This window comes from Streptomyces sp. NPDC048192 (assembly GCF_043202415.1).
Taxonomy (GTDB): Bacteria; Actinomycetota; Actinomycetes; order Streptomycetales; family Streptomycetaceae; genus Streptomyces.
Window position 1 is genome coordinate 105,087 of record NZ_JBIDAL010000012.1, and the last position, 24,886, is coordinate 129,972.

At 73.3% G+C, this 24,886-nt stretch carries 20 protein-coding genes and 2 pseudogenes; 10 read left to right on the top strand and 12 right to left on the bottom strand.

The genetic code is table 11. The features are described 5' to 3' along the window. Window positions 1-34 precede the first annotated feature (34 nt). Together ACGFZN_RS25935 and ACGFZN_RS25940 are read left to right on the top strand one after the other, a co-directional pair. Window positions 35-835, top strand: coding sequence for a sugar phosphate isomerase/epimerase family protein (locus ACGFZN_RS25935; protein WP_393860875.1), 801 nt, complete (start codon window positions 35-37; stop codon window positions 833-835). Between the two features lie 50 nt (window positions 836-885). Continuing rightward, complete coding sequence (locus ACGFZN_RS25940; protein ID WP_393860876.1) at window positions 886-2,133, top strand: MFS transporter; 1,248 nt, start codon at window positions 886-888, stop codon at window positions 2,131-2,133. A 178-nt stretch (window positions 2,134-2,311) separates the two neighbouring features. Here the strand turns inward: ACGFZN_RS25940 and ACGFZN_RS25945 are convergent, their stop codons facing one another. From ACGFZN_RS25945 to ACGFZN_RS25970, 6 genes are all read right to left on the bottom strand, one after another. Next, entirely contained in the window at window positions 2,312-2,938 is a 627-nt protein-coding gene (locus ACGFZN_RS25945; RefSeq protein WP_393860877.1) for a hypothetical protein, read from the bottom strand. Between the two features lie 113 nt (window positions 2,939-3,051). After that, complete coding sequence (locus ACGFZN_RS25950) at window positions 3,052-4,893, bottom strand: glycoside hydrolase family 3 protein (RefSeq protein WP_393860878.1); 1,842 nt, start codon at window positions 4,891-4,893, stop codon at window positions 3,052-3,054. 343 nt (window positions 4,894-5,236) lie between these two features. Beyond that, the gene (locus ACGFZN_RS25955) at window positions 5,237-5,632 is read right to left on the bottom strand and encodes a hypothetical protein (protein WP_393860879.1); all 396 of its coding nucleotides are present in this window, start codon (window positions 5,630-5,632) and stop codon (window positions 5,237-5,239) included. A gap of 102 nt (window positions 5,633-5,734) precedes the next feature. Further along, window positions 5,735-9,454: an ABC transporter ATP-binding protein gene (locus ACGFZN_RS25960; RefSeq protein WP_393860880.1), complete on the bottom strand. Its 3,720-nt coding sequence runs from the start codon at window positions 9,452-9,454 to the stop codon at window positions 5,735-5,737. A gap of 91 nt (window positions 9,455-9,545) precedes the next feature. Continuing rightward, window positions 9,546-10,613, bottom strand: coding sequence for an esterase-like activity of phytase family protein (locus ACGFZN_RS25965; RefSeq protein ID WP_393860881.1), 1,068 nt, complete (start codon window positions 10,611-10,613; stop codon window positions 9,546-9,548). 61 nt (window positions 10,614-10,674) lie between these two features. Then, complete coding sequence (locus ACGFZN_RS25970; RefSeq protein ID WP_393860882.1) at window positions 10,675-11,604, bottom strand: serine hydrolase; 930 nt, start codon at window positions 11,602-11,604, stop codon at window positions 10,675-10,677. Window positions 11,605-11,763: 159 nt separating this feature from the next. Between ACGFZN_RS25970 and ACGFZN_RS25975 the strand changes: the two genes are divergently transcribed. From ACGFZN_RS25975 to ACGFZN_RS25985, 3 genes are all read left to right on the top strand, one after another. Continuing rightward, a complete protein-coding gene (locus ACGFZN_RS25975) occupies window positions 11,764-12,132 on the top strand; it encodes a hypothetical protein (RefSeq protein ID WP_393860883.1) in 369 nt (122 codons plus the stop codon). Window positions 12,133-12,215: 83 nt separating this feature from the next. Next, window positions 12,216-14,471 carry an ArnT family glycosyltransferase gene (locus tag ACGFZN_RS25980; RefSeq protein ID WP_393860884.1) on the top strand — a complete coding sequence of 752 codons (2,256 nt, stop codon included), beginning with the start codon at window positions 12,216-12,218 and terminating at the stop codon, window positions 14,469-14,471. A gap of 80 nt (window positions 14,472-14,551) precedes the next feature. After that, window positions 14,552-15,292, top strand: coding sequence for a VOC family protein (locus ACGFZN_RS25985; RefSeq protein WP_393860885.1), 741 nt, complete (start codon window positions 14,552-14,554; stop codon window positions 15,290-15,292). A 17-nt stretch (window positions 15,293-15,309) separates the two neighbouring features. On the opposite strand, the pseudogene ACGFZN_RS25990 reads toward ACGFZN_RS25985, so the two are convergent. After that, a pseudogene (locus ACGFZN_RS25990) lies at window positions 15,310-15,772 on the bottom strand (hypothetical protein); the annotation flags it as partial. 3 nt (window positions 15,773-15,775) lie between these two features. On the opposite strand from ACGFZN_RS25990, the pseudogene ACGFZN_RS25995 reads away from it, so the two are divergent. The 3 genes and pseudogenes from ACGFZN_RS25995 to ACGFZN_RS26005 all read left to right on the top strand — a co-directional run. Continuing rightward, window positions 15,776-15,907, top strand: a pseudogene (locus tag ACGFZN_RS25995) (Scr1 family TA system antitoxin-like transcriptional regulator); the annotation flags it as partial. 25 nt (window positions 15,908-15,932) lie between these two features. Further along, complete coding sequence (locus ACGFZN_RS26000; protein WP_393860886.1) at window positions 15,933-16,124, top strand: DUF397 domain-containing protein; 192 nt, start codon at window positions 15,933-15,935, stop codon at window positions 16,122-16,124. Between the two features lie 41 nt (window positions 16,125-16,165). Further along, window positions 16,166-16,432 carry a hypothetical protein gene (locus tag ACGFZN_RS26005; protein WP_393860887.1) on the top strand — a complete coding sequence of 89 codons (267 nt, stop codon included), beginning with the start codon at window positions 16,166-16,168 and terminating at the stop codon, window positions 16,430-16,432. On the opposite strand, the gene ACGFZN_RS26010 is transcribed toward ACGFZN_RS26005, so the two are convergent. The 3 genes from ACGFZN_RS26010 to ACGFZN_RS26020 are packed head-to-tail and all read right to left on the bottom strand — an operon-like array spanning window position 16,429 to window position 20,608. Then, window positions 16,429-18,114 (bottom strand): thiamine pyrophosphate-binding protein, encoded by a 1,686-nt coding sequence (locus tag ACGFZN_RS26010; RefSeq protein WP_393860888.1) that lies wholly within the window; start codon window positions 18,112-18,114, stop codon window positions 16,429-16,431. The genes ACGFZN_RS26005 and ACGFZN_RS26010 overlap by 4 nt on opposite strands. Next, window positions 18,111-19,091, bottom strand: a complete 981-nt coding sequence (speB, locus tag ACGFZN_RS26015; protein WP_393860889.1) for an agmatinase — start codon at window positions 19,089-19,091, stop codon at window positions 18,111-18,113. Before speB ends, ACGFZN_RS26010 begins: the two co-directional genes overlap by 4 nt. A 56-nt stretch (window positions 19,092-19,147) precedes the next feature. Continuing rightward, the gene (locus ACGFZN_RS26020) at window positions 19,148-20,608 is read right to left on the bottom strand and encodes a sodium:solute symporter (protein ID WP_393860890.1); all 1,461 of its coding nucleotides are present in this window, start codon (window positions 20,606-20,608) and stop codon (window positions 19,148-19,150) included. Between the two features lie 174 nt (window positions 20,609-20,782). Between ACGFZN_RS26020 and ACGFZN_RS26025 the strand changes: the two genes are divergently transcribed. Further along, window positions 20,783-22,450 carry a PucR family transcriptional regulator ligand-binding domain-containing protein gene (locus ACGFZN_RS26025; RefSeq protein WP_393860891.1) on the top strand — a complete coding sequence of 556 codons (1,668 nt, stop codon included), beginning with the start codon at window positions 20,783-20,785 and terminating at the stop codon, window positions 22,448-22,450. Window positions 22,451-22,511: 61 nt separating this feature from the next. Then, complete coding sequence (locus tag ACGFZN_RS26030) at window positions 22,512-23,300, top strand: phosphatase (protein WP_393860892.1); 789 nt, start codon at window positions 22,512-22,514, stop codon at window positions 23,298-23,300. Window positions 23,301-23,317: 17 nt separating this feature from the next. On the opposite strand, the gene ACGFZN_RS26035 is transcribed toward ACGFZN_RS26030, so the two are convergent. Both ACGFZN_RS26035 and ACGFZN_RS26040 read right to left on the bottom strand, forming a co-directional pair. Further along, window positions 23,318-23,722 (bottom strand): hypothetical protein, encoded by a 405-nt coding sequence (locus ACGFZN_RS26035; protein WP_393860893.1) that lies wholly within the window; start codon window positions 23,720-23,722, stop codon window positions 23,318-23,320. Window positions 23,723-23,984: 262 nt separating this feature from the next. After that, a complete protein-coding gene (locus tag ACGFZN_RS26040; protein ID WP_393860894.1) occupies window positions 23,985-24,881 on the bottom strand; it encodes an acyl-CoA thioesterase in 897 nt (298 codons plus the stop codon). Between the last annotated feature and the right edge of the window lie 5 nt (window positions 24,882-24,886).

Below are 24,886 nucleotides of genomic sequence, written 5' to 3' on the forward strand. Positions count from 1 at the left end.
CCGGGTCGGGCCGGTGACGAGTAGGGTCCGGGACATGAAGCTGGCGTTCTCCACTCTCGGTGTCCCCGGCCTGCCCGTCCCTGAGGTCCTGGCGCTCGCGACCGCGCACGGCTACCACGGCGTCGAACTGCGCGCCCACCCGGAGGAGCCGGTCCACCCCGGCCTCTCCCCCGCCGAACGCGCCGAGACCGCGGCCCTGTTCAAGGAGGCCGGCGTCGAGGTGCTGGGCGTGGCCGGATACGCGCGCGTCGCCGCGTCCGGCGACGACGCCCCCGTACTGGCTGAGGTCCGGGACCTCCTGCAGCTCGCCCACGACCTGGGCGCGCCGTACGTCAGGGTCTTCCCCGGCGCCGACCCCGGCCTGCCCCGCGAGGAGTCCGACGCCCTCGCCGCCCGGCGGCTCGGCACCGCCGCGGAGGACGCCGCCGCGCTGGGCGTGCGGATCCTGCTGGAGACGCACGACTCGCATCGCACCGGTGCGGACCTGATCCGGGTGCTGGGTCCGGTCGGGCACCGGCAGGTGGGCGCGCTGTGGGACGTCATGCACACCTGGCTGGGCGGTGAACAGCCGGCCGACACCTACGCCGCACTCGCCCCGCACCTGGGGTACGTGCAGGTCAAGGACATCGCGTCGGCGCAGGACACGACCCCGCTGCCGCTGGGCTCCGGGGTGCTTCCGCTCACCGAGTGCGTGGACGTGCTGCTGCGGCGCGGCTGGGACGGGTGGCTGTGCTGGGAGTACGAGAAGCGGTGGTACGAGTCGGTGGCGCCGCTGCCGGAGCTGCTGGGGGCGGGGCGGGAGCATGTGCTGCGCTTGCTGGGCGAGGCCGCGTAGGCGGGGGTAATTCGGTGGCCGGAGCGGAGGTGCCCGGTTAGCCTCCCCCGGTGATCCTGCCGCTCATCGACGTACGACCCCTGCGCGCCTCGCCCGTCTTCCGGCGGCTGCTGATCGGGCGGACCGTGTCCGTGCTGGGCGGGTTCATGACGATGGTGACGGTCATGTACCAGGTGTGGGACATGACCCGCAGCACGGCGTGGACCGGTGCGGTGGGGCTCGCGCAGGCGCTGCCGCTGGTGGGGTTCGGGCTGTTCGCGGGGGCCCGGGTGGACCGGGCGGACCGGCGGCGGATCTTCCTGACGGCGACCGTGGGCCAGGCGGCCTGTTCCGCGCTGCTGGCCGTGCAGGGGTTCACCGGGCACGTCCCGGCGGCGGCCGTGCTCGCGCTGGTCGCCGCGCAGTCGGCGTTCGGCGCGCTCGGCGCCCCGGCGGCCGGGGTCTTCGTGCCGCGGCTGCTGCCGAAGGAGCAGGTCGCCGCCGGGCTGGCGCTGAACCAGATCACCGGTCAGGCGATGATGCTGCTCGGACCCGCGCTGGCCGGGGTGCTGCTGGGCCGGCTGGGCATCGGCGCCTGCTATCTGCTGGACGCCCTCAGCTTCGGCGTCGCCTTCTACGGCGCCTTCGGGCTGCCCGCGCTGCCCCCGCAGGGCGAGCCGTCGCGTGCGGGGGTGCACGGGGTGCTGGACGGGCTGCGGTTCCTGGCCGGGCACCGGGTGGTGCGGGGCGCGCTGATCACCGACCTGGCGGCGACCGTGCTGTCCTTCCCGGTCAGCCTGTTCCCGCTGGTCAACGCCGAGCGGTTCGGCGGCGACCCGGACACGCTCGGGCTGTTCCTGTCGGCGCTGGCCGTGGGCGGCGTCACGGCCACCGCGCTGTCGGGCGCCGTGACGCGGCTCGGCCGGCCGGGGCCGGTCATGCTGGGCGCGGCGGCCGTCTGGGGCGCCGCGCTGGTCCTGTTCGGGCTGACCACCGACCCCTGGGCGGGTCTGGCGCTGCTCGCCGTCGCGGGCGCCGGGGACGCCACCTCGGTGGTCTGCCGGTCCACGATCGTGCAGACCCGCACCCCGGACGCGCTGCTCGGCCGGGTCACCGCGGCCGAGCAGATCGTCGGCCAGGCGGGCCCCAGCCTCGGCAACGTGCGCGGCGGCCTGGTCGCCGGCTGGTCCTCCGGCGCGGTCTCGCTGATCACCGGGGGGCTGATGTGCCTGCTGGCCGTGGGGGCGGTCGCGGCGACGACACCCGAACTGCGGGGGCGGGCACCGGGAGCGCCCGAGGGAGCCGCCGCCTCGGCCTGACGGGGTCATCGGGTGATCCCGGGACCGGCACGGCACCCCGGCCGCCGGGGTACGCACCGGTACCGCGACGGCGGTCCTTCCCCCGCCCGGCCGCCCCGGCTCTCCGGCGCCGCGGCCCGCTTCCCGGCGAGCGGCCGAGCTGCCGAGCTGCCGGTCCGCGACGCCGCGGCACCGGGCCCTACAGCCGCCGGGCGCACCCCACCGGCCTGTCCCCGCCGAGCTGGACGTACAGGGCCGTCGATGCCGGGCAGTCCTCCCGGGCCGCCGTCGCCCTGGTGATCCGGTACTGCGGGCGGTGCCGGCCGGAGCCGTCGCACGGGGTCTCGCGGACCTGGCCCCTGCCGGAGGAGTACACGCAGTCGCCGGGGATGGCGCGGGGGCCGCCTCCGCCGCCGGGGTCGCCGGGGTGCGGGGGCTCGAGGTCGCGCATGCAGGCGTAGCCCTGCGGGATCGCGCCGTCGCCGTCCTCGTCGGCCGCCGCGGCCTGGGCGCTGATGTGCAGCACGAAGTCGGTGGTGGCCGGGCACAGGGGTCCGTCGGTGACCGCGCCGTCGTACCGGGCGACGACCCTGGCCGCGGCCCGCTCGCTCGCGCAGGGCACCTCGGTGAAGCTGGTCGTGCCGAAGGAGCTGCACTCGCCGACGGCGAGGAACTCGGCGCCGTAGCCGACGGTCGTGGCCGGGGTGGGGCGGGCGTCGCCGACGGGGGCGCCCGCCGGGCCCCGGCAGCCGGTCAGCAGCACGGCCGGCAGCAGGAAGGCCAGGCATGCCAGGCACGCGGCTCTCGCGGCGCCTCTTCCACGCATGGCCATCCCCCTGACACCCCCGGTCCAGCGTGGCCCCCGGTGGTGCGGCCACGCCAGACATGAGGGAGCGTTTCCGCCCGTTGGGGGGATTGCGCCCGGTGTGTGGCGTACGGCTAGTACGTCAGCCCGTACCCGATCGGGTACAGCACCTGCGCCGGGTCGTCGGCCCGCTGCACCGGCACCGGCAGTTTGCCGCGCGGGGGCACGTCTCCGGCGATCACCCGGGCGGCGGCGCGCACCTCGACGTCGGTCCAGCCGTAGGAGGCCAGGCAGGCCTTGACGGCGGGGTACTGCGCCACGTCGTAGGGGTTGCGCACGGCCAGGGCCGCGACGGGCCTGCCGGTGGCCAGCAGTTGCCGCACGAGCGTGGTCTGGGCGCTGCCCGCCGTCACGTTGTAGGTGGCCACCACCACCGCGTCCGCGTTCTGTGCGGCGGCGACGGCCTTGGCGATGGTCGCGGCCGACGGCGCGGTCCCGGTGGACAGGGCGGTGGCGGTGAAGCCCAGCTCGGTGAGGGCGGCGGCCAGGACGGCGGTGGGCGGGCCGTCGGTGGCGGAGGGCGAGGCGGGGTCGGCGCCGACGACCAGGACGCGGGGCTGGGCGCTCGGGGAGAAGGGGAGGGTGCGGTCCTCGTTGACCAGCAGGGTCGTGGTGCGCGCGGCGATCCGGTCGGCCGCCGCCAGGTGCGCCGGGGTGCCGACCCGGTCGAGGTCCGTCCGGCCGGCCCGCGGGTCGTCGAAGAGGCCGAGCCGGGCCTTCAGGCGCAGGATGCGCAGGATCGATTCGTCGAGGCGGGACTCGGTCAGCTCGCCGTTCTGGACGGCCTTCAGTACGGCGTTCCAGGCCACGTCCAGGTCGGGCGGGTTGAGGAGCTGGTCGACGCCGGCCTTCAGGGCGAGCACCGGCACCCGGTCGTCGCCGTACTTGACGCGGACGCCCTCCATGCCGAGGGAGTCGGTGATCACCACGCCGTCGTAGCCGAGTTCGCCGCGCAGGATGCCGGTGAGGATCGGGTGGGAGAGGGTGGCCGGGTCGCCGGAGTCGTCCAGGGCCGGGAACTGGATGTGCGCGGTCATGATGGAGTCGATGCCGGCGGCGATCGCGGCCCGGAAGGGCACGGCGTCCAGCTTCTCCCACAGCTCGCGGCTGTGGGTGATGACCGGCAGGCCGGTGTGGCTGTCGGTGGCGGTGTCCCCGTGGCCGGGGAAGTGCTTGGCGGTGGCCGCGACCCGGGCGGCCTGATAGCCCCTCACCTCGGCGGCGACCAGCGCGGCGACCGCGTCCGGGTCGGCGCCGAACGACCGCACGCCGATGACCGGGTTGGCCGGGTTGACGTTGACGTCGGAGTCCGGGGAGTAGTCCTGGTTGATGCCCATCGCGCGCAGCTCGGTGCCGGAGACGCGGCCGAGGGTGTGCGCGTCGGCGCGGGAGCCTCCGGCGCCGATCGCCATGGCGCCGGGGAAGAGGGTGGCGGGCTTGCCGACCCGGCAGACCGCGCCGTGCTCCTGGTCGGTGGCGATGAGCACCGGCAGGCCGCGCGGCTGGGCGAGGGAGGCCCGCTGGATGCCGTCGGAGAGGCCGGCGATCTGGCGCGGGTCATGGGTGTTGTGGGCCCAGGCGAAGTAGATGATGCCGCCGACGCGGTACCTGCCGATCAGCTCGGCGGCCGTGCGGACGCCGATCTCCTTGAGGTTGGCGTCGATGTCGGCCTGGTCGGGGTCGGTGGCGGAGGCGCCGTAGACCCGCATCACGAAGAGCTGGCCGACCTTCTCCTCGAGCGTCATCCGGGAGATCAGGGCGCGCAGCCGGCGGTCGTCGCCGGGCGTGGCGGCGCGGGCGGCCGTCGGTACGGCCAGCGCGGCGGTGAGGCCCGCGGTCGCGGCGAGGACGGCGCGTCTGGAGGGTCGTGCGGTGTTTCCCTTGTTGCTGTCGCTTCCCGTGCTGGCGTCGTGCACGTGCGCTCCTTCCGGAGGAGAACCGCTGAAGGAAACTTCCGAGGAGTCACCAATATCCGGGAAGTTTCTTTCCGTCAAGGGAATGCACAGTAGCCACGAAAGGGGCCGTCACCGGCGCATGGGAGGGGGGCGCGCCGGTGACGGCGGGTGCCGGCCGTGCCGCGGCGAAGAGGGTGGGTCGGCATTCGCGGCCAGTCGCGAGGGGCCGACACCACGGCACGGAAGACTCGTCCGGCAACCTGCCCCTTGGACGAACGGCCCGCCCGCCCGGTTCCCGGGGGCGGCCGACGTGCGTCCCCGGGCGCCGGAAGGGAATTGACGTTTCTTCAGATCTGCCGGGACGTCAGCACAGGATCCACCCGCTGCTGATGCCCGGCCGTCCCACCGAGCCCTTGATCCACACGCAGCGGTGGCCGGCGTGGACGGTGACCGGGCCCGCGTGGTGGCGGTACCAGCCCGTGTCGACGACCGGCCGGCTGCCGCGGGCCTGGACGCTGACGGACATCGGCCGGGCCGAGCCCGGGTTCCGGGCGACGGTGACGGCGCAGACGTAACCGTCGCGCTTGTAGACGTGGGTGACGCCGGTGCTGAACGGCAGGGCCCGCACCTCGTGTCCGGAGCAGCCGCCCGCCGGGGCCGCCTGGGCGGCGCCGGCCGTGCCGAGACCGAGCGCCCCGGTCACGGCCAGCACGGCCGCGCCGAGCGCCAGCCGCCGTCGTGTCCCACCACTGCTGTCCACTGCCGTACTCCCCCTCACCGTGGTCCTGTACCCGCGATATCCGTACTGCTGTACGGACGCACGACGTATGTCGGATGGTTGCACGGCCGTCAGCGACAGGGGTCAGCGGGAGGCGGTGACCGGCTCCTCCGGCTCGGGGCGGCCGACGAAGGTGCGCCACAGCTCGGCGTACCGGCCGCCGCGGGCGAGGAGTTCGGCGTGGGTACCGTCCTCCGCGACCCGCCCGTGGTCCATCACCACCACCCGGTCCGCGCGCGCCGCCGTGGTCAGCCGGTGCGCCACGACCAGGGTCGTACGGCGGCCCGCCAGGCGGTCCGTGGCCTGGTTGACCTGGGCCTCCGTGGCCAGGTCGAGGGCGGCCGTGGCCTCGTCGAGGAGCAGGACGTCGGGGTCGACCAGCTCGGCGCGGGCGAGCGCGATCAGCTGGCGCTGGCCCGCCGAGAGGTTGCGGCCGCGCTCGGCGACCTCGTGCAGATAGCCGCCCTCCAGCCGGGCGATCATCTCGTGCGCGCCGACCGCCCGCGCCGCCGCCTCCACCTCGGCGTCGGTGGCGTCGGGACGGCCGTAGGCGATGGCGTCCCGGACGGTGCCGGGGAACAGGTACGCCTCCTGGGGGACCACGCCGAGGCGGTGCCGGTACGAGGTCAGGTCCAGCACGCGCAGGTCGACGCCGTCGACCGTGACCCGCCCGGCGGTCGGGTCGTAGAACCGCGCCACCAGCTTGACCAGGGTCGACTTGCCGGCGCCCGTCTCGCCGACGAAGGCCACGGTCTGCCCGGCCGGGATCGTCAGGTCGATGCCGGTCAGGGCCTCCTCGTCGGCGCCGTAGGCGAAGTGCACGCCCTCGAAGGCGATCTCGCCGCGCAGGGAGAGGACTTCGCGCGGCTCGTGCGCCGACTTCGTGGACGTCGGCTCGCGCAGCAGCTCCTGGATGCGGCCCAGGGAGACCGTGGCCTGCTGGTAGCCGTCGAAGACCTGGGACAGCTGCTGGACCGGCGCGAAGAACAGGTCGATGTAGAGCAGGTAGGCGACCAGGGCGCCGGTGGTCAGGGTCGCCGCCTCCACCCGGCCCGCGCCCGCGATCAGCACGCACGCCGAGGCGACCGACGACAGCAGCTGCACGAACGGGAAGTAGACGGAGATCAGCCACTGGCCCCGGATGCGGGCGCGCCGGTAGCTGTCGCTGCGCTCGGCGAACCGCCGCCCGCCGTCCCGCTCGCGCCGGAAGGCCTGCACGATCCGCAGCCCGGCCACCGACTCCTGCAGATCGGCGTTGACCGCCGACACCCGCTCGCGGGCGAGTTCGTACGCCTTGACGCTCGCCCGGCGGAAGAAGAAGGTCGCGACGATCAGCGGCGGCAGCGTGGCGAACACCACGAGCGCGAGCCGGAGGTCGATCACCAGCAGGACGCCCATGATGCCGAAGAAGGTGACGGCCGAGACGAACGCCGTGACCAGGCCGGTCTGCAGGAAGGTGGACAGGGCGTCGACGTCCGTCGTCATCCGCGTCATGATCCGGCCGGTCAGCTCGCGCTCGTAGTAGTCGAGGCCGAGCCGCTGCAGCTGGGCGAAGATCTTCAGCCGCAGCGCGTACAGCACCCGCTCGCCGGTGCGGCCGGTCATCCGGGTCTCGCCGATCTGCGCGGCCCACTGCACGAGCACGGTCAGCAGGCCGAGCAGCGAGGCCGCCCACACCGCGCCGAGCGCCGTCTTCGTCACACCGGCGTCGATGCCGTGCCGGATCAGCACCGGCAGCAGCAGGCCGGCGCCGGCGTCCACGGCGACCAGCAGCAGGCTGACCAGCAGGGGCGGGCCGAAGCCGCGCAGCAGGCGGCGCAGGCCGTAGGAGTCCTCCGGCAGCACCGCGCGGGCCTCGTCGATGCCGGGGGTGTCGGTGGCCGGCGGCAGCGCCTCCACCTGGGCGAGGAGTTCCGGGGTGGCGGGGGTGCCGGAGAGCGCCTGGTCCTTCGGCTGCCGGTCGCCGGTCCACAGCCGGGGGGTGACGCCCCGCTCGGCGTCGAACTCGGCGTCCAGTTCCTCGCGGACCGAGGTGTCCTCGGCCGGTACGGCGGGCTCGGCGTGGCCCGGGGAGACCCCGCCCAGCTCGTCCGGGTCGGTCAGCAGCCGGCGGTAGAGCGCGCACCGCTCCTCGAGCTCCTCGTGGGTGCCGAGGTCGGCGAGCCGGCCGCCGTCGAGGACGGCGATGCGGTCGGCGAGGTTGAGGGTGGAGCGGCGGTGCGCGATGAGCAGGGTCGTACGGCCCTCCATGACGTGCTTGAGGGCCTCGTGGATCTCGTGTTCCACGCGGGCGTCGACGGCGGAGGTGGCGTCGTCGAGGACGAGGAGGCGCGGGTCGGCCAGCAGGGCGCGGGCGAGCGCGATGCGCTGGCGCTGGCCGCCGGAGAGGGTCAGGCCGTGCTCGCCGACCGTGGTGTCGTAGCCCTCGGGCAGCTCGGCGATGAAACGGTCCGCCTGGGCGGCGCGGGCGGCCCGCTCGATCTCCTCCTGGGTCGCGTCGGGCCGGCCGTAGGCGATGTTGCTGCGCACCGTGTCGGAGAAGAGGAAGGAGTCCTCGGGCACGAGCCCGATCGCGGCCCGCAGGCTCTCCAGGGTCAGCTCGCGCACGTCGTGCCCGCCGACCAGGACCGCGCCGTGGGTGACGTCGTAGAAGCGCGGCAGCAGCAGGGAGAGGGTGGACTTGCCGGAGCCGGAGGAACCGACGACGGCGAGGGTCTCCCCCGGGCGGATCTCGAAGCTCAGCCCGTCCAGCACGGGACGCTCGTGGTCGTACCCGAAGGACACGTCGTCGAACTCGACCCCGGCCGGCGCGTCGGCGGGCAGCTCCTTGGTGCCGTCCTTCATCGTCGGCTCGGTGTCGATCAGCTCCAGGACGCGTTCGGTGCCGGCCCGGGCCTGCTGGCCGACCGTGAGGACCACCGCGAGCATGCGGACGGGGCCGACCAGCTGGGCGAGGTAGCTGGAGAAGGCGACGAAGGTGCCGAGCGTGATGTGCCCGCGCACGGCCAGCCAGCCGCCGAGGGCCAGCATGGCGACCTGGCCGAGGGCGGGGACGGCCTGCAGCGCGGGGGTGTACGTGCTGTTCAGGCGGATCGTGCGCAGCCGCGCGGCGAACAGCCTGCGGCCGACCTCCCCGAGCTTGCCGGTCTCCTGCTCCTCCTGCCCGAAGCCCTTCACCACGCGGACGCCGCTCACCGCGCCGTCGACCACGCCCGCGACGGCCGCGGCCTGGGCCTGGGCGTACCAGGTCGCGGGGTGCAGCTTCCTGCGGCTGCGCTTGGCGATGACGTACAGGGCCGGGGCGACGGCGAGCGCGACCAGGGTCAGCGGCAGCGACAGCCAGGCCATGATCCCCAGGGAGATCAGGAAGAGCAGGACGTTCCCGATGGTCATCGGGAGCATGAAGAGCAGGCCCTGGATCAGCTGCAGGTCGCTGGTGGCGCGGCCGACGACCTGGCCCGTGGACAGCTCGTCCTGGCGGCGGCCGTCCAGGCGGGTGATCGTGCCGTACATCTCGGTCCGCAGGTCGTGCTGGACGTCGAGGGCGAGCCGTCCGCCGTAGTAGCGGCGGACGTAGGCGGACGCGTACACGAGGAGGGCCGCGCCGATCAGGGCGCCGGCCCAGGGGGCCATGGAGCGGGTGTGGCTCCCGATCACGTCGTCGATGATCACCTTGGTGATCAGCGGCAGGACGGCCATGACGGCCATGCCGGCGAGGGAGGAGCCGAGGGCGAGAACGACGTCCTTCGGATACCGCCAGGCGTATGCCGCCAGGCGCCGTGCCCATCCCCGTTGCGCTGCCACGCCGGTGCCTTCCTGTCGTCCTGCCCTACCGGAAGGCACCAACGCGCAGGTGAGCGGATTTCATCCCTCCGCAACAAAGCGAGGCGGAGCGTCAGGCCCGTACCCGCAAGTAGTAGAAGCGGGTCGTCTGGGCCGGGTTCTGGTTGTCGTCGCTGACCAGGAGGACCTTCAGGCGGCCGGTGCGGTCACGCCCGGTGATCGTCATGCCTTCGATGTTGTCGAGCAGGGGGTTGGGCTGGGGCTGCTTCGCCGTGGCGCCGAGGCTCGGGCAGTCGGCGATGTCGGCCAGCAGGGTCTTGCCGATCAGGCGGACGGAGGGCTGCCCGGTGAGGTTCTCGATGCCGCTGGTGTCCGTCGCGTGGCGGGGGTCGGCCAGGTAGAGGCGGACGGTGTTGCCGACGCCGGAGGTGAAGCCGCGTTCCAGGACGAGGAGGCGGCCGTCGGGCGTGGCCTGGACCTCGGGGACCCCGAGCCCGGCGTCGGTGCGGTAGGCGTACTGGGCGGCGAGCCGGAAGTGGCCGCCCGTGGTGCGCCGCCAGGTCTGGAAACGGACGATCCCCGTCGAGTCGCCCGCGATCGCGTCCTCCATGGACGCCAGCAGGGTGCGGCCGCCGGGCAGCAGGGTCAGGCCCTCGAAGGTCTGGTTGGCGGTGGCGCGGCCGGCCGGGGCGACGAGGAGGGAGGAGGGGACGGGGAGCCGGTCGAGGATCCTGCCGTCGGCGGAGTAGCGGCGGACCGAGGGCTCGGTCTCGGAGGTGATGAGCCGGGTGCCGATGGGGGTCCCCCCGCTCGAGCGAAGCCGAGAGTGGGGGAGGTCGACGACCAGTCCCTCGGAGTCGAGGTCCGCGCCCTTTTCGTCGGCGAGGTGGACCGCGGACCTCGGCCGGAGGGTCGCCGGATCCAGGTCGAAGAGGGAGGAGCGGTCCGCCAGGGCCGCGATCGACCCGTCCCGGTCGACGGCGAGCGCGGAGAAGTTGCCGACGAACGTGCCGTCGTACGTCGTCTTGTCCAGCGCGTCGGAGAAGCGGTCGATGGTGACGGACGGCGAACAGGCGTGGCCCGCCGGGGAGTCGGCGGCGCCGGCGGGCCCGGCGGCGGTCAGCGTGGTGGCCGCCGCCAGGCCGGCGGTCAGGGTGGCGAGTACGGTTCTCAGGCGCATGCCGGTCACCGTAGGGCGGGCGGGTGTCCGGCGGGAGACCGCGTCGTGAACCCGCCCGGCGTCAGCCCTGCGGCGGCACCGCGACGAAGGCCTCGCTGGGCTTGCTGGTCGGGGTGTAGACCGCGGTCGCGGAGGTGGTCGGCACCAGGTCCCTGTGTATGGCCTTGGCGACGTTCTGGATGGTGGTGACGCCGTAGTCCATGGTGCTGTTGTCCTGCGTGAGCACCGAGATCATGTAGTCGTGGCCGGCGCCGTTGAAGGTGCCGAGGCTGTGCACCCGCCAGCCGTGCGTCGAGCGCTGCAGCCAGCCGTTCTTGACGTGCACGGACACCGTGGACGGCGCGCCGGCCGGGGTGCCCCAGCGCTGCGAGGAGATGACCTGGCCCATCAGCTTCAGGATGTAGGCGCGGGAGTTGTCGCTCAGCACGCTGTTCTTGGCGGTGACGAGCTTGAGCAGCTTCTGCTCGTCGGTGACGTTCTCCTGGGTCAGCCCCCAGTAGCCGTTCGCGCCCGGCACGGTCTTCGTCATCCCGGCGGCGGCGAGGAAGCCCTTGATCTTCGTCATGCCGAGCTGCTTCCACAGCGTGGTCGTGGCGTTGTTGTCGGACTTCGTGATCATGGCCTTGGTGAGGGAGACCTCACGGTCGGTCAGATAGCGGTTGTGCTTCTTGGCGTCCCACAGCAGGGTCGCCAGCACGGTGACCTTGACGGTGCTGGCCGAGTCGTAGGAACTGGTGGCGCGCAGGGTGCAGGTGGTGGCGGTGCTGCGGTCGTACAGGCCGAGGGCGACGGTGCTCTTTCTGTTCGCGAGGGCGGCCGTGATGTCCTTCTGCAGCTTGGCGGCCAGGCCCGCCTTGGCGGACGTACAGCTGACGGCGGGCGTGGCCGCGGCGGCGGGGGCGGCCGCGGCCACGGTCACGGCGGGTATGAGCAGCGCGGCGCCGAGGGCGGCGGCGAGCGCGCCGGTACGGCGTGAGGTCCGGGGATTCATACCCCGTTGACGCACGGAACCGGCCGGATGGTTGTACGCCCGATCCGACGCCGGTGCGCCGGCAGGTCCCGTGCGGGATGTCCGGCGGGTTCGTGCGGGATGTCCGGCGGGTTCCGTGCGCAATGTTCGGCGGGTCCGGTGGAGGGCAATCATTCGCTCATGCCGGAGGACGAGGAGAGCGCGCACAGCCGTTCCGGACGGCTGTTCGCCGCACTGGCCGCCCTGCACTTCCTCGCCGCACCGGGCCGCACGCTGCCCGGCCCCGACGCGTTCAAACCGAAGGACGAACTGCCCAGACGCCTGCAGCGCCTCAAACAGGGCCTGTACGACGACCTCGCCCTGGCACGCGCCCGAGGAGGCGTCCACTGGAAGGCGGCAGCGGAGATGTTCCGGTCCATACCGTCCTTCCTGGAGCCGGGACCGCTGTCACCCCACACCATCAGCCTCAAGGAGTCGGCGGAGCACCGGGCCGGATACGACGCCCAACTGGCCGAGCTGAGAAAGGAATTCCCCGGCCTGCTGCCCTGAGCCGCACCGTCCTGTCACCGCCCCACAGCTTCCTCCCAGGCGCACCACAGCCCGTACCCATCGCCGCTCTGCAGGGTGCACTGGTGACATCTGCCACCGATCCCCTCCCCGACACGACGACCGCGCCCCCCGGCAGCCGCCGCCCGGCCGGCCCGCCGGACCGGGCGCCCCGCTGGTCGCCGCCCGTGCTGCTCGCCATCCTGCTGCTGGCCGCCGTGCTCTACACCTGGAACCTCTCCGGGTCGAGCCTCAACACCTTCTACAGCGGAGCCGTCTGGGCCGGCACGAAGAGCTGGAAGGCCTGGTTCTTCGGTTCGCTGGACCCGGGCAACTTCCTCACCGTCGACAAACCGCCGCTCGCCCTCATGGTCATGGGCCTGTCGTGCCGCCTCCTCGGCTTCGGCACCTGGCAGATGATGGCGCCGATGACCCTGCTGGCGCTGGCCACGATCTGGATCCTGCACTCCAGTGTGAAGCGGGTGTGGGGCCACGGCGCGGCAGCCGTCGCCGCCCTGGTCCTGGCCCTCACCCCGATCACGGTCGCCATCGACCGCGACAACAACCCCGACACCCTGCTGGTGTTCCTCATGGTGTCGGGCGCGGCGCTCGCGCTGCGCGCCACGCGTGACGGCCGGCTGCTGCCCCTGCTCGGCTCGGCGGCCTGCTTCGGCCTCGCCTTCAACACCAAGCTGCTCGCGGGCTGCATCGCGCTGCCCGCCGTCTTCGCGCTCCACCTCTACGCGTCCCGCGCCGCGTGGCCGAAGCGGGTCGCCCACCTGCTGCTCGCCGCGGTCGTGCTGGCCGTCTCCAGCTTCTGGTGGGCGCTGGCCGTCTCCCTGGTCCCGGCCGCCGACCGCCCGTACATCGGCGGTTCCACGGACGGCACCGCCTGGGACCTGATCATGGGCTACGACGGTCTCGGCCGTGTCTTCGGCGGCGAGGGCAACGGCGGGGGCGGCGGAGGCGGGGGCGGCTTCTCCGGCTCCGCGGGCCTCGGCCGGCTGTTCAACGACATCCTGGGCGGCCAGATCTCGTGGCTGCTGCCCTTCTCGGCGATCGCGCTGATCGGCGGCCTGGTGCTGTGCGGGCGGGCCCCGCGCACGGACCCGAGGCGGATGGCGCTGGTGCTGTGGGGCGGCTGGACCGTGCTCCACTACGTCATCTTCGCCACAGCCCAGGGCACCATGCACCCGTACTACACGACCGCGCTCGCCCCGGGCATCGCGGCGCTGTGCGGCGGCGGTGGCGCGATGCTGCTGCGGGCCTTCCGCACCGACCGGCGGTGGGCCTGGGTGCTGCCGCTCGCCCTCGCCGTCACCGGCGTCTGGGCGGTCGTGCTGCTGCGCCGGGCCGCCGGCTGGCACACCTGGCTGTGGCCGGCGATCGGTCTGCTCACGGCGGCCGGGATCACCGGCATGCTGCTCACCCGCACCGGCGGCAGGACCCGGCTGCTCGCGGCGTCCGTCACCGCCGCGGTGGTGGCCGCACTGGCCGGCCCGGCGGCGTACGCCTGGTCGGTGCCGTCGGGTTCCGGCGGAGGCATGGGCGGCACGAACCCCACGGCGGGCCCGTCGACCGGCGGCGGCTTCGGCGGCGGGCCGGGCGGTGGCCGGGGCGGCTTCCCCGGCGACGGCCGGCAGGGCACGGGGAGCGCGGAGAGCGCGGAGGCCGGCGGGATGCCGGGCGACGGCGAACTGCCGGGCGGCGGGCAGGGAGCGCCGGGGAGCGGGAGCGGCGGCGGGCTGCCGAGCGGCGGCCCGGACGGCTCCGGCGGCGCCGGCGGTGGGTTCCCCGGAGGCGGGCAGGCGGCGCCCGGTGGTGCGGGTGAGGCCGGCGGCAGCGGCCGTACCGGGGAGGCGGGCGGCGCGCCCACGGGCCAGCGCGGCGGCTTCGGCGGCGGCCCCATGGGAGGCGGGGCGAGCACCGAGCTGATCGCCTACCTGAAGAAGCACCGGGACGGCGCGACATGGCTGCTGGCCGTGTCCGACTCCCAGTCCGCCGCGCAGCTGGAGCTGACCGCCGAGGAGCCCGTCATCTCCATGTGGGGCTTCACCGGCAGCGACAACGCCATGACCGTCGCCAAGCTGAAGGAACTGGTGAAGAAGGGCGAGTTGCACTACATCCAGGTCGGCGGGGGCATGAGGGGCGGCGGCCCCGGTGGCGGCGGCAACACCGTCAGCTCGGCGGTCACGTCCTGGGTGCAGAAGCACGGGACGAAGGTGAAGGAGAGCGCCTACAGCAAGAGTTCGGCGGCTTCGTCGTCCACATCGTCCTCGTCGTCTTCGGCACAGACCAACCAGTCGACCCTGTACCGGCTGGACCCGTCCGACGTGAGCTGAGCGGACGGTTCCCCTGTTCGGCGCCGGCACGGATGCCGGCGCCGAACGGGTGCGCCGAACGGGTGCATAGGATCGCCGGCATGCCCCTGCGACCCGTGATGGTGAACATCAAGGCCCTCGACGCCCCGGCGGTCGGCCGGTTCTGGGCGGAGGCGCTCGGCTGGAGCGCCTATCACCCCGGCGTGAGCACCTACGTCGGGCCCGGCGGCGGCCTCGCCTGGCCGGACCCGGTCTTCGTCTGCGTCGACGTCGTCCCCGTACCGGAGCCCAAGGCGGCGGCCAAGAACCGCGTGCACCTCGACCTCGCCACCACCTCCGCGTCCCACCAGGCGGAGCTGGTCGCACGCCTGAGGTCCCTCGGCGCGACGCCCGCCGACGTGGGGCAGGGCGCGGTGCCCTGGACTGTCCTCACCGACCCCGAGGGCAACGAGTTCTGCGTGCTGGAGCCCCGGGAGGTCTACCGGGACACCGGGCCGGTCGCCGCCGTGGTGGTCGACTGCGCGGATCCGCGGGCCATGGCCCGGTTCTGGGGCGAGGCGATCGACTGGACGCTGCACGAGGTGACCGACGACCGTGCGGTACTGCGCGACGCCAGGGGCGTGGGCCCGTACCTGGAGTTCCTCCGCACGCCCGGCACGAAGACCGCCCCGGACCGCGTCCACCTCGACCTGCTGCCGTACCCCGGTGACGACAAGGAGGCGGAGGTGGCCCGGCTACGCGCCCTCGGCGCCGCCGACCTCGACCTCGGCCAGGGCGACGTCCCCTGGACCTGCCTGACCGACCCGGAGGGCCACGAGTTCTGCGTCCTGGCCCCGTCCTGACCCAGCTCGCCCGCTCGTTCCGTCCGGAACGACTCCGCCGCTTCCGCGGCATGCACGGCGCGCTGGGCCCGCACTTCGAGTTGGTCGAGGTCGGTGCAGGCCATGACACGCTCGCGGACGGAGTCGGGCACGGGGATACCGCGCCATTCCAGGATGCGCAGGATCATCTCCTGACGGTCCTGGATCCGCCCCTGCTCCAGACCCTGTTCGAGGCCTTGTTCCCGGCCTTCCTCGCGCACCTGTTCGGCCAGCGGGTGTCGCCAGAAGTACTGGATCGCCGTCATCAGATCCCTCCACATCTGCCTGGGCATCAACCAGGCAGGAGTCGACGAACTGCACGAACACTGCGGCACTATCGGGGGCGATGGTCCGCAGGGCGGCGGCCAGGGATTCCAGTACGGTCGCAGCCTGCGGCCCACGCCCGTGCGTCATCGCCGACAGCACCGCAAGGGGGACGTCCTTCTCCGCCTGCCGCTCGTCTACATGAATCCCGAGTTCCCGGACAGCGAAGTCGACCTCCGCGCGGAGCACCGGATGAAGCGCCAGGCCGTCATCGACGGCCCCTCGCCCATCCCGTACGAGACCGTGATCCACGAGGCGGCACTCCGCATCCAGGTGGCCGGACGATGTGAGGACCAGCATGATCACCCCCACCTCGTGGAAGAAGTCGTCCTTCTCCGGCGGAGGGGAGGGCAACGACTGCGTCGAAGTCGCCGACCTCGGCACCCACATAGCCGTGCGCGACTCCAAGGTGGCCGGGGCCGCCGTCACCTTTCCGGCCGACGTCTTCGCCCGGTTCGTCGTGACGCTGAAGAGGGCCACGTCGCTGTAGACCGTCGCTTTCCCTCGCGAGGGACTGCACAATGAGTTCTTGTGCAGAGTGACGAGCGTCCGCGACGCGCCCCGATACTGCTGGCCGCCATCGCGGTTCCGGTCGTCGGAGCGGTGGGCGCGCACCCGGGGTCGCTGCTCCGGGCGGCGCAGCGGGCCGAGGGTGTCGTCCTCATCGCCCTGATGCTCGCGGTGGTGGTCCTGGCCCTCACCGTTCTGTCGCTGGGGGGCATCTGGGCCGTCAACACGGTCGCCTCCCTGATCCACAGCGTCCACGGCGGGCGCAGGATGCGCCACGGCGATCGCTAGGCCAGGTGCGTCGGCGCGAACATGCGCAGGACCGCCGGGAGCACCACCACCGACGGGCCCGGCGTCGCCAGCGCCTTCGCCAGGTCGGACTCCAGCGCCTGAGGGGTCGTACGGACCCCGGGGACGCCGAACGATTCGGCGAGGGCCACGTAGTCCGGGCGGGTCAGCTCGGTCGCCGTGGCCTGGCCGAAGGCGTCCGTCATGTATTCGCGGAGGATGCCGTAGCCGCCGTCGTCGACGATCAGCCAGGTGACGGGCAGGTCGTACTGGCGGGCGGTGGCCAGCTCGGCGATCGAGTACAGCGCGCCGCCGTCGCCCGACACCGCCAGCACCGGGCGGGTCGGCTCGGCTGCCGCCGCGCCCAGCGCCGCCGGGAAGCCGTAGCCGAGGCCGCCGGCGCCCTGTGCCGAGTGCATGGTGTTGGCGCCGCGGGGGTCGAAGGCCGACCACGCCCAGTACGCCAGGATCGTCATGTCCCAGAAGGAGGGGGCGCCGTCGGGCAGCGCGCGGCGCACGGAGGCCAGCACCTGCTGTTCCAGGTCGAGTTCCTGGCCGGCGATGCGGGCGGCCACCTTGTCCAGCAGCTCCCGCACCCGCCGCGGCGCCGACGCGTCCGTCCGCTCCTGGACCGTCTCCAGCAGGGCCTGGAGCGCCAGGCGGGCGTCCGCGTGGATGCCCAGCGCCGGGTGGTTGGACTCCAGCTTGCCGAGGTCGGCCTCGATCTGGATCACCCGGCCGCGCGGCCGGAACGTGTGGTAGTTCGAGGAGAGTTCGCCGAGGCCCGAGCCCACGACCAGCAGGACGTCCGCGTCCTCCAGGAAGTCCGTGGTGTGCCGGTCCTCCAGCCAGGACTGCAGCGACAGCGGGTGCTCCCAGGGGAACGCGCCCTTGCCGCCGAAGGTCGTCACGACCGGCGCCTGGAGCCGCTCCGCCAGTGCCCTCAGCTTCCCCGGCGCGTCGGAGCGTACGACCCCGCCGCCCGCGATGATCGCCGGGCGGGCGGCGCCCGACAGCAGGTGCGCGGCCAGCGCCGTCAGTTCGGGGCGCGGGACCAGCTCGTCGGGGGTGGCGTCCGGCGCCGTCACCACGGGCAGCGCGGTCGGGGCCAGCAGCACGTCCTGCGGGATCTCCACCCACACCGGGCCGTGCGGAGCCGTCAGCGCCGACTTCCAGGCCGCCGCGATCGCGGACGGGATCTGCGACTGGGTGCGGACGGTGTGCACCGACTTCACCACGCCCCGGAACGAGGCGGCCTGGTCGGGGAGTTCGTGGAGGTAGCCGTGGCGGCCGCCGCCCAGCCCCGCCGTCGGGATCTGGCTGCTGATCGCCAGCACGGGGGCCGACGCGGCCGCCGCCTCCTGCAAGGCGGCGAGCGACGTCAGCGCGCCGGGCCCCGTGGAGAGCAGCAGCGGGGCCGCCTCGCCGGTGATCCGGCCGTACGCGTCCGCCGCGAAGCCCGCGTTGTTCTCCACCCGCAGGCCCACGTACCGCAGGGAGGACCTGCGCAGGGCGTCGAACATGCCCAGCGCGTGCTGGCCGGGGAGGCCGAAGACGGTCGTCGCGCCCAGCCCGGCCAGCGTCTCCACGACCAGGTCTCCGCCGTTCCGGCCGACGGGAGGGTTCAGCGCGGCCTCCGTTTGGGCGGCGGTCGGACGGAGCTCCAGGTCGTGGTCGTGGGTCACTTGCCCTCGTTCTCCTCGCGGGCCGCGGCGATCTGGCGGCTCATGATGGTGGTCAGTTCGTACGCCGTGTGGGAGGCGGCCACGGACGTGATCTCGGCGTGGTCGTAGGCCGGCGCGACCTCGACGACGTCGGCCGAGACCAGGTGGCAGGAGGCCAGGCCGCGCAGGATCTCCAGCAGCTCGCGGGAGGTCATGCCGCCCGCCTCCGGCGTGCCCGTGCCGGGCGCGTGGGCCGGGTCGAGGCAGTCGATGTCGATGGAGATGTACAGCGGGCGGTCGCCGATGCGCTGGCGCAGCTGGTCGGCGATCTCGTCGGCGCCCCGGCGGTAGACGTCGGCGGAGGTGACGATGCCGAAGCCCATCTTCTCGTCGTCGGTGAGGTCCTGCTTGCCGTACAGCGGGCCGCGGGTGCCGACGTGGGAGAGGGCCGAGGTGTCGAGGATGCCCTCCTCCACCGCGCGGCGGAACGGCGTGCCGTGGGTGTACTCGGCGCCGAAGTAGGTGTCCCAGGTGTCCAGGTGGGCGTCGAAGTGGAGCAGGGCGACCGGGCCGTGCTTCTTCGCGACGCTCCGGAGCAGCGGCAGCGCGATCGTGTGGTCGCCGCCCAGCGTCATCAGGCGGGCGCCGGTGCCGAGCAGTTCGTCCGCCGCGGCCTCGATCGTCTCCACGGCCTCGTTGATGTTGAACGGGTTCACCGCGATGTCGCCGCCGTCGGCCACCTGCGCCAGGGCGAACGGGGAGGCGTCCTGCGCCGGGTTGTAGGGGCGCAGCAGCCGGGACGCCTCGCGGATGGCGTTGCCGCCGAAGCGGGCGCCCGGCCGGTACGAGACGCCGGAGTCGAACGGCACGCCCACGACGGCGACGTCGGCGGCGCCGACCTCGTCCAGGCGGGGCAGCCGGGCGAAGGTCGCGGGGCCGGCGTACCGCGGGATGCGGGAGGAGTCGACGGGGCCGCGGGGCGTCTCGTTGCTGCTCATGGTCAATTGCCTTCTTTCTTGCGCTTCGTCGCGCTTGTACTGCTTTCCTTATGACTCTACTGGTGAGCCGGGACCGGTTCGGACGCGAGTTCGGGGTTCCTGCCGGCGAGCCGTTCGCGCCAGGCGGCGAGGACCGTCTCGTCGGTGGGCCTGGTCGCCAGGGAGACGGCGACGTAGGCGACGAGGGAGGCGAGCAGGCCGTAGTAGACGGGCTCGTTGGCGAGGATGCCGTACCCCGCCATCAGGCCGATCACGGCCAGGCCGCCGACGATCACGGCGGCCAGCGCGCCCTGGACGGTGCCGCGCTTCCACAGCAGGCCGCCGAGGATGGGCACGAGCAGGCCGCCGACGAGGAGGTTGTACGCCACGGTCAGCGCCTCGACCACGTTGTTCAGGGCGATCGCCGTGCCGATCACCGCCACACCCATGATCAGGATGAAGGACCGGTTGCCGCCGACCTCGTCGTGGTCCTCGCCGGACCGCCTGGTGAGGCCCCGCAGCCGCGACCAGATGTCGTTGTTCGCGACGGTGGCGCAGGCGATCAGCGCGCCGGAGGAGGTGGACATCACGGCGGCGAGGGCGGCGGCCAGCACCAGGCCGCGCACGCCGACGGGCAGTTCGTCCTTGACGATGGTGGCGAAGGCGTCGTCGGGGCTGCCGAGCTTGGGGTACATGACCTTGGCGGCGGTGCCGATGACCGCGCCTGCGAGGGCGTAGGCCAGGCAGTAGGTGCCGGCGACGGTGCCGCCGTAGCGGGCGGTCCTGTCGCTGCGGGCGGTGAACACGCGCTGCCAGATGTCCTGGCCGATCAGCATGCCGAACGTGTAGATCAGGACGTAGGTGAAGATCGTCTCGCCGCCGATGCCCAGCGGGTCGAAGTACGAGGTCGGCAGCTTGGCCTTCATCCCGGAGAAGCCGCCCGCCTTGACGACCGCGATCGGCAGGAGCAGCAGCAGGACGCCGATGGTCTTCACCACGAACTGGACCATGTCGGTCAGGGTGATGGACCACATGCCGCCGAGGGTGGAGTAGGCGACGACGATCGAGCCGCCGAGGACGATCGCGAGGGTCCGGTTCATGTCGAACAGGACGTCGAAGATCGTGGCGTAGGCGATGGTCGAGGTCACGGCCAGCATGAGGGTGTACGCCCACATGACCACGCCGGAGATGACGCCGGCCCGGCCGCCGTAGCGCAGGTCCAGCATCTCGGAGACGGTGTAGACCTTCAGGCGGGCGATGCGGGCGGAGAAGAACACCGACAGGGCCAGCAGGCCGAGGCCGATGGTGACGACCATCCAGGCGCCGGACAGGCCGTACTGGTAGCCGAGGCCCACGCCGCCGATGGTGGACGCGCCGCCGAGGACGATCGCCGCCATGGTGCCGGAGTACATGGCCGGGCCCAGGCGGCGGCCCGCCACCAGGAAGTCGCTCTTGGACCGGGCGCGGCGCATGCCCCACCAGCCCATGGCCAGCATGCCGGCGAGATAGACGACGATCACTGTGTAGTCGACGGCCATGGGGCGGCCCTCCTTCGCGCACATTCGGTGGCGTGTCGTGCAGTTGCGTGGGGATGGTCCGGCAGCAGATCGCGGGGACATCCGCCCGTACCCGCGGCCGCCGGTCTGACTTGACACTAGGTGGCCGGAAAGCGACTGCGAAGTGTACGTTTCATCCATACGAACGGGGGCTGGATGGAGGGTCCGCACACCATGCCGGAAACAACCGCCCCGCCCACCCCGGCGGTCCCGCCGACCCCACCGGTCCCGCTGTCGGCGCTGCTGGCCCGGGAGGACCTGGCCCTGCGCCAGATCGCGGGCCCGCAGGACCAGGGGACCGTGATCCACTGGGCGCACACCTCGGAGATGGCCGACCCGTACCCGTATCTGCTGGGCGGCGAGCTGCTGCTCACGGCCGGGGTGCACATCCCTGAGGCGGCGGGTTCGGGGACGTATTTCGACGACTACGTCTCCCGGATCGTCGAGGCGGGCGGCGCGGCCCTCGGCTTCGGCGTGGCGCCGGTCCACGACACGGTCCCGCGGGCACTGGTCGCCGCGTGCGAGCGCCACGGGCTGCCGCTGCTGGAGGTCCCGCCCCGGACCACCTTCTCGGGCGTGGCCCGCGCGGTGTGGCAGCTGATGGCCCAGGCCCGCCTGGCCGAACTCCGCCGGGTGACCCAGGCCCAGCAGAGCCTCGCCGCGGCCGCCGCCCGCCCCGACCCGGTGCCCTCGGTGCTGCGCCGCCTCGCCCGGCACCTCTCCGGGCACGCGGTGCTCTACGGCCCCGACGGCACCCCGCTCGCCACGGCCGGCCGTACCCCGGCCGGGCAGACCGGCTGGGCCCTGGCCACCCTGGCGACGGTGGTACGCCCGACGGACCCCCCTGCGGCGCCGGCACGCCCCACCAGCGATCCGGCGACGGCAGCAGGCCCCACCGACGGCCCGGCTCCCAGCAGCCCGGCGTCCGCCGTGGACCGGGTGTCGCGGGACGGCACGGGGACCGGGGCCGGCGGGGGTGCCCATGCCGGGGTCGCGCGTCCCGCTCCCACCTCCGCCACCGACACGCTCGGCGACACCCATCTCTCCGTGTACGCGCTCGGCCCCGGTGAGGGATTCGTCCTCGGGGTGGCCACCGCGCGCCGTGAACCCGGCGACCACACCATCGCCTCCGTCGCCGCCGTCCTGCTGTCGCTGCTGACCGGCGAGCACCACAGCGGCGCGGGCGCCGCCCGCTCCTCCGCCCTGGTACGGCTGCTGCTGGGATCCCCGCCCGAGGAGGTCGCCCCGCTGCTCGGCGCCGGGCAGTGGCTCGTCGTGCACGCCCGGCCGGAGGTCCAGCGGCCCGACGCGGTCGCCGCCTCCGCGCTCGGGGCCGCGCTGGGGTCGCCGCTGGTCGACCTCGGCCGGGACGTCGTACGGGTGCTGGTTCCGGGCGGGCGGCAGCCGGAGCCGCAGGCCGGGTGGACGCTCGGGGTCAGCGCGGCCGTGGAGCCGCGGGAGTGGCCGGCCGCGGACGCGCAGGCGGCCCGCGCCCTGGCCCGGGCCCGCGCCACCCGCGCCCCGCTGGTCCGGCACGGGACCCGGCCGGGCCTGGCGGAGCTGGTGCCGAGGGCGGACGCCGAGGCGCACGCCCGCGCGCTGCTCGCCCCGCTCGCCGGCCGCCCCGAACTCGCCGAGACCCTGCGCAACTGGCTGGCACTGCACGGGAGTTGGGACCGTACGGCGGTGGCGCTGGAGGTGCACCGCAACACCGTGCGGCAGCGCATCGCCCGCTGCGCGGCCCTGCTGGACGCCGACCTGGACGACCCGGACGTGCGGATGGAGCTGTGGTTCGCGCTGCGGCAGGGCCGACCAGGGGCGTGAGTCACGTCCCAGCGGGCAGTGTGCCGAGGACGGCCGTGCCGCGCTGCCTCACAATGGAGGCATGCCGATATCCGGGACACCCAGCCGCGCCCAGCTCGTCGACCACCTGGTGAGGACCCGTATCGCGGGGGACGTCGCCACGCCCCGCGAGAACAACCTCTCCCACTACCGTCAGCTCGCCAACGGTGTCCGGAACTTCTGGCTCGGCCTGGAGCTGGGCGACCGCTGGACGGACGAGCAGGACGTGCTCGCGGTGATGGCCGAGCGGGTCGGCGTCAACGACGACCCCGAGTACCGGTACGGGCAGGACACCATCGACCCGGAACTGACCGTGGACGCGCTGGAGCGGATGGCGGCGCGGCTGCGCAAGGCGGCCGAGGACCGGCAGCGGGTGCTGTTCGCGACCGGTCACCCGGGCGGGCTGCTGGACGTGCACCGGGCCACGGCCGCCGCGCTGCGCGCCGCCGGCTGCGAGATCGTGGTCGTCCCGGACGGGCTGCGGACGGACGAGGGGTACGTCATGCAGTTCGCGGACGTGGCGGTGCTGGAGCACGGGGCGACGCTGTGGCACACCCACTCCGGGGAGCCGATGCGGGCCGTGCTGGAGGGACTTGAGCGCGAGGGGCGCCCGTTGCCGGATCTGGTCGTCGCGGACCACGGCTGGGCCGGGTACGCGGGGCAGCACGGCCTGGACGCGGTCGGCTACGCCGACTGCAACGACCCGGCGCTGTTCCTCGCCGAGTCCGAGGGCACCCTCCAGGTCGTGGTCCCGCTGGACGACCATGTGGTCAGCCCCCGGTACTACGACCCGATGACGGCGTACCTGCTGGCGGAGGCGGGCCTTTCCTGACCCGCCTCCGCCATCGTTCAGCTGCTGCTACTGCTCCTGCTGGAGTTGCTCGAGCTGCTGCTCTGGCTGTTGCCGGAACTGCTGCTCTTGTTGTTGCCGGAGCTGCTGCTCTTGTTGCCGCTGCTGGAGTTGTTGTTGTTGTTGGAACTGCCGTTGTACCAGCGGCCGTTGCTCCAGTAGCCGTTGTTCCAGTTGCCGTTGCGGCCGTGATGGCGCCCGTGGTGGCGGTGGTGGTGGCCACCACCACCGCAGCCGCAGCCCCAGCCCCAGCCACCCCAGCCGCCACCGTGCCGGCCGTGGTAGCTGACGCTGTGCGCGGGGGCCGCCGAGGCGGTGCCCGCCGTACCGATCGCGGTTCCGCCGGCCAGCACCAGGCTCGCGGCGGACATCACGACATAACGCTTCACGCGCTGTGCTCGCATGGGAAAGTACCCTTCTGTCTCCATCATCTCCCGCTGCTCCACGAGGAGTTCGCGGGCGGATGGCCGGCGCCGTGCGCAAACGGAAGGGACAGGCACGGCGCGCTCTTGAGGTGTGACCGCAGAAGACGCACTGGACGGATGCCGCCGCCGACGTCTGCCGTTCCCGCAAGTGCGGGAACCGTCGGACGGTCACACCGTGTGCTGCGGCCGTCACTCATAGAGATTAGTTCGGTACTCCGCATTCGGCATCTCGACGGCGGCGTCAGCCGCGCGGCACGCGGACGACGCCCTCCTGGATGACGGTGATGGCGAGCCGCCCGTCCTGTGTGTAGATGCGGGCCTGCCCCAGACCGCGGCCACCGTGCGCGGACGGCGACTCCTGGTCGTACAGCAGCCATTCGTCGGCGCGGAAAGGCCGGTGGAACCACATCGCGTGGTCCAGCGAGGCGCCCACGACGTCGCCGACCGCCCAGCCGCCGCGCCCGTGCGCGAGCAGCACGGAGTCGAGCAGGGTCATGTCGGAGACGTAGGTGGCGAGGACGACGTGCAGCTGGGGGTCCCCCCAGACGGAGTCTGGGGGAGGGTCGTCGTCCAGCTTGCCCGCGGTGCGGAACCACACCTGCGAGTGCGGTTCGCGCGGGGCGCCGAACCGCCCGTACGGCGGCTCGTCCACGTACCTGAGGTCGATCGCCTCGCGCGCCTCGAGGAACCGCTCGACGACCTCGGGGGCGAGGTGGTCGTACCCGCGCAGGCGCTCCTGCGAGGTGGGCAGCGTCGCCGGGTCGGGGGACGGCGGCATGGGCGCCTGGTGGTCGAGGCCTTCCTCGTACCGCTGGAAGGACGCCGAGAGATGGAAGATCGGCTTTCCGTGCTGCACGGCGACCACGCGGCGGGTGGTGAAGGACCGGCCGTCGCGGATGCGGTCGACGGAGTAGACGATCGGCGCGCCGGGGTCGCCGGGGCGCAGGAAGTAGGCGTGCAGCGAGTGCGCGGGCCGGTCGGCGGGGACCGTGCGCCCGGCGGCGACCAGCGCCTGCGCCGCGACCTGTCCGCCGAAGACGCGGGGTACGACGGCGGAGCGGGACCGGCCGCGGAAGATGTTCTCCTCGATCTGCTCGATGTCGAGCAGATCGAGGAGATCCTGGAGTGCCTGGCTCATGGCAT

Coding starts and splice junctions, on each gene's coding strand:
- ACGFZN_RS25935 (WP_393860875.1), top strand. CDS start 35: ATGAAGCTGGCGTTCTCCACTCTCGGTGTCCCCGGCCTGCCCGTCCCT.
- ACGFZN_RS25945 (WP_393860877.1), bottom strand. CDS start 2,938: ATGCGTGGAAGAGGCGCCGCGAGAGCCGCGTGCCTGGCATGCCTGGCC.
- ACGFZN_RS25965 (WP_393860881.1), bottom strand. CDS start 10,613: ATGCGCCTGAGAACCGTACTCGCCACCCTGACCGCCGGCCTGGCGGCG.
- ACGFZN_RS25970 (WP_393860882.1), bottom strand. CDS start 11,604: ATGAATCCCCGGACCTCACGCCGTACCGGCGCGCTCGCCGCCGCCCTC.
- ACGFZN_RS25975 (WP_393860883.1), top strand. CDS start 11,764: ATGCCGGAGGACGAGGAGAGCGCGCACAGCCGTTCCGGACGGCTGTTC.
- ACGFZN_RS25985 (WP_393860885.1), top strand. CDS start 14,552: ATGCCCCTGCGACCCGTGATGGTGAACATCAAGGCCCTCGACGCCCCG.
- ACGFZN_RS26000 (WP_393860886.1), top strand. CDS start 15,933: ATGATCACCCCCACCTCGTGGAAGAAGTCGTCCTTCTCCGGCGGAGGG.
- speB (WP_393860889.1), bottom strand. CDS start 19,091: ATGAGCAGCAACGAGACGCCCCGCGGCCCCGTCGACTCCTCCCGCATC.
- ACGFZN_RS26020 (WP_393860890.1), bottom strand. CDS start 20,608: ATGGCCGTCGACTACACAGTGATCGTCGTCTATCTCGCCGGCATGCTG.
- ACGFZN_RS26025 (WP_393860891.1), top strand. CDS start 20,783: ATGGAGGGTCCGCACACCATGCCGGAAACAACCGCCCCGCCCACCCCG.
- ACGFZN_RS26030 (WP_393860892.1), top strand. CDS start 22,512: ATGCCGATATCCGGGACACCCAGCCGCGCCCAGCTCGTCGACCACCTG.
- ACGFZN_RS26035 (WP_393860893.1), bottom strand. CDS start 23,722: ATGCGAGCACAGCGCGTGAAGCGTTATGTCGTGATGTCCGCCGCGAGC.
- ACGFZN_RS26040 (WP_393860894.1), bottom strand. CDS start 24,881: ATGAGCCAGGCACTCCAGGATCTCCTCGATCTGCTCGACATCGAGCAG.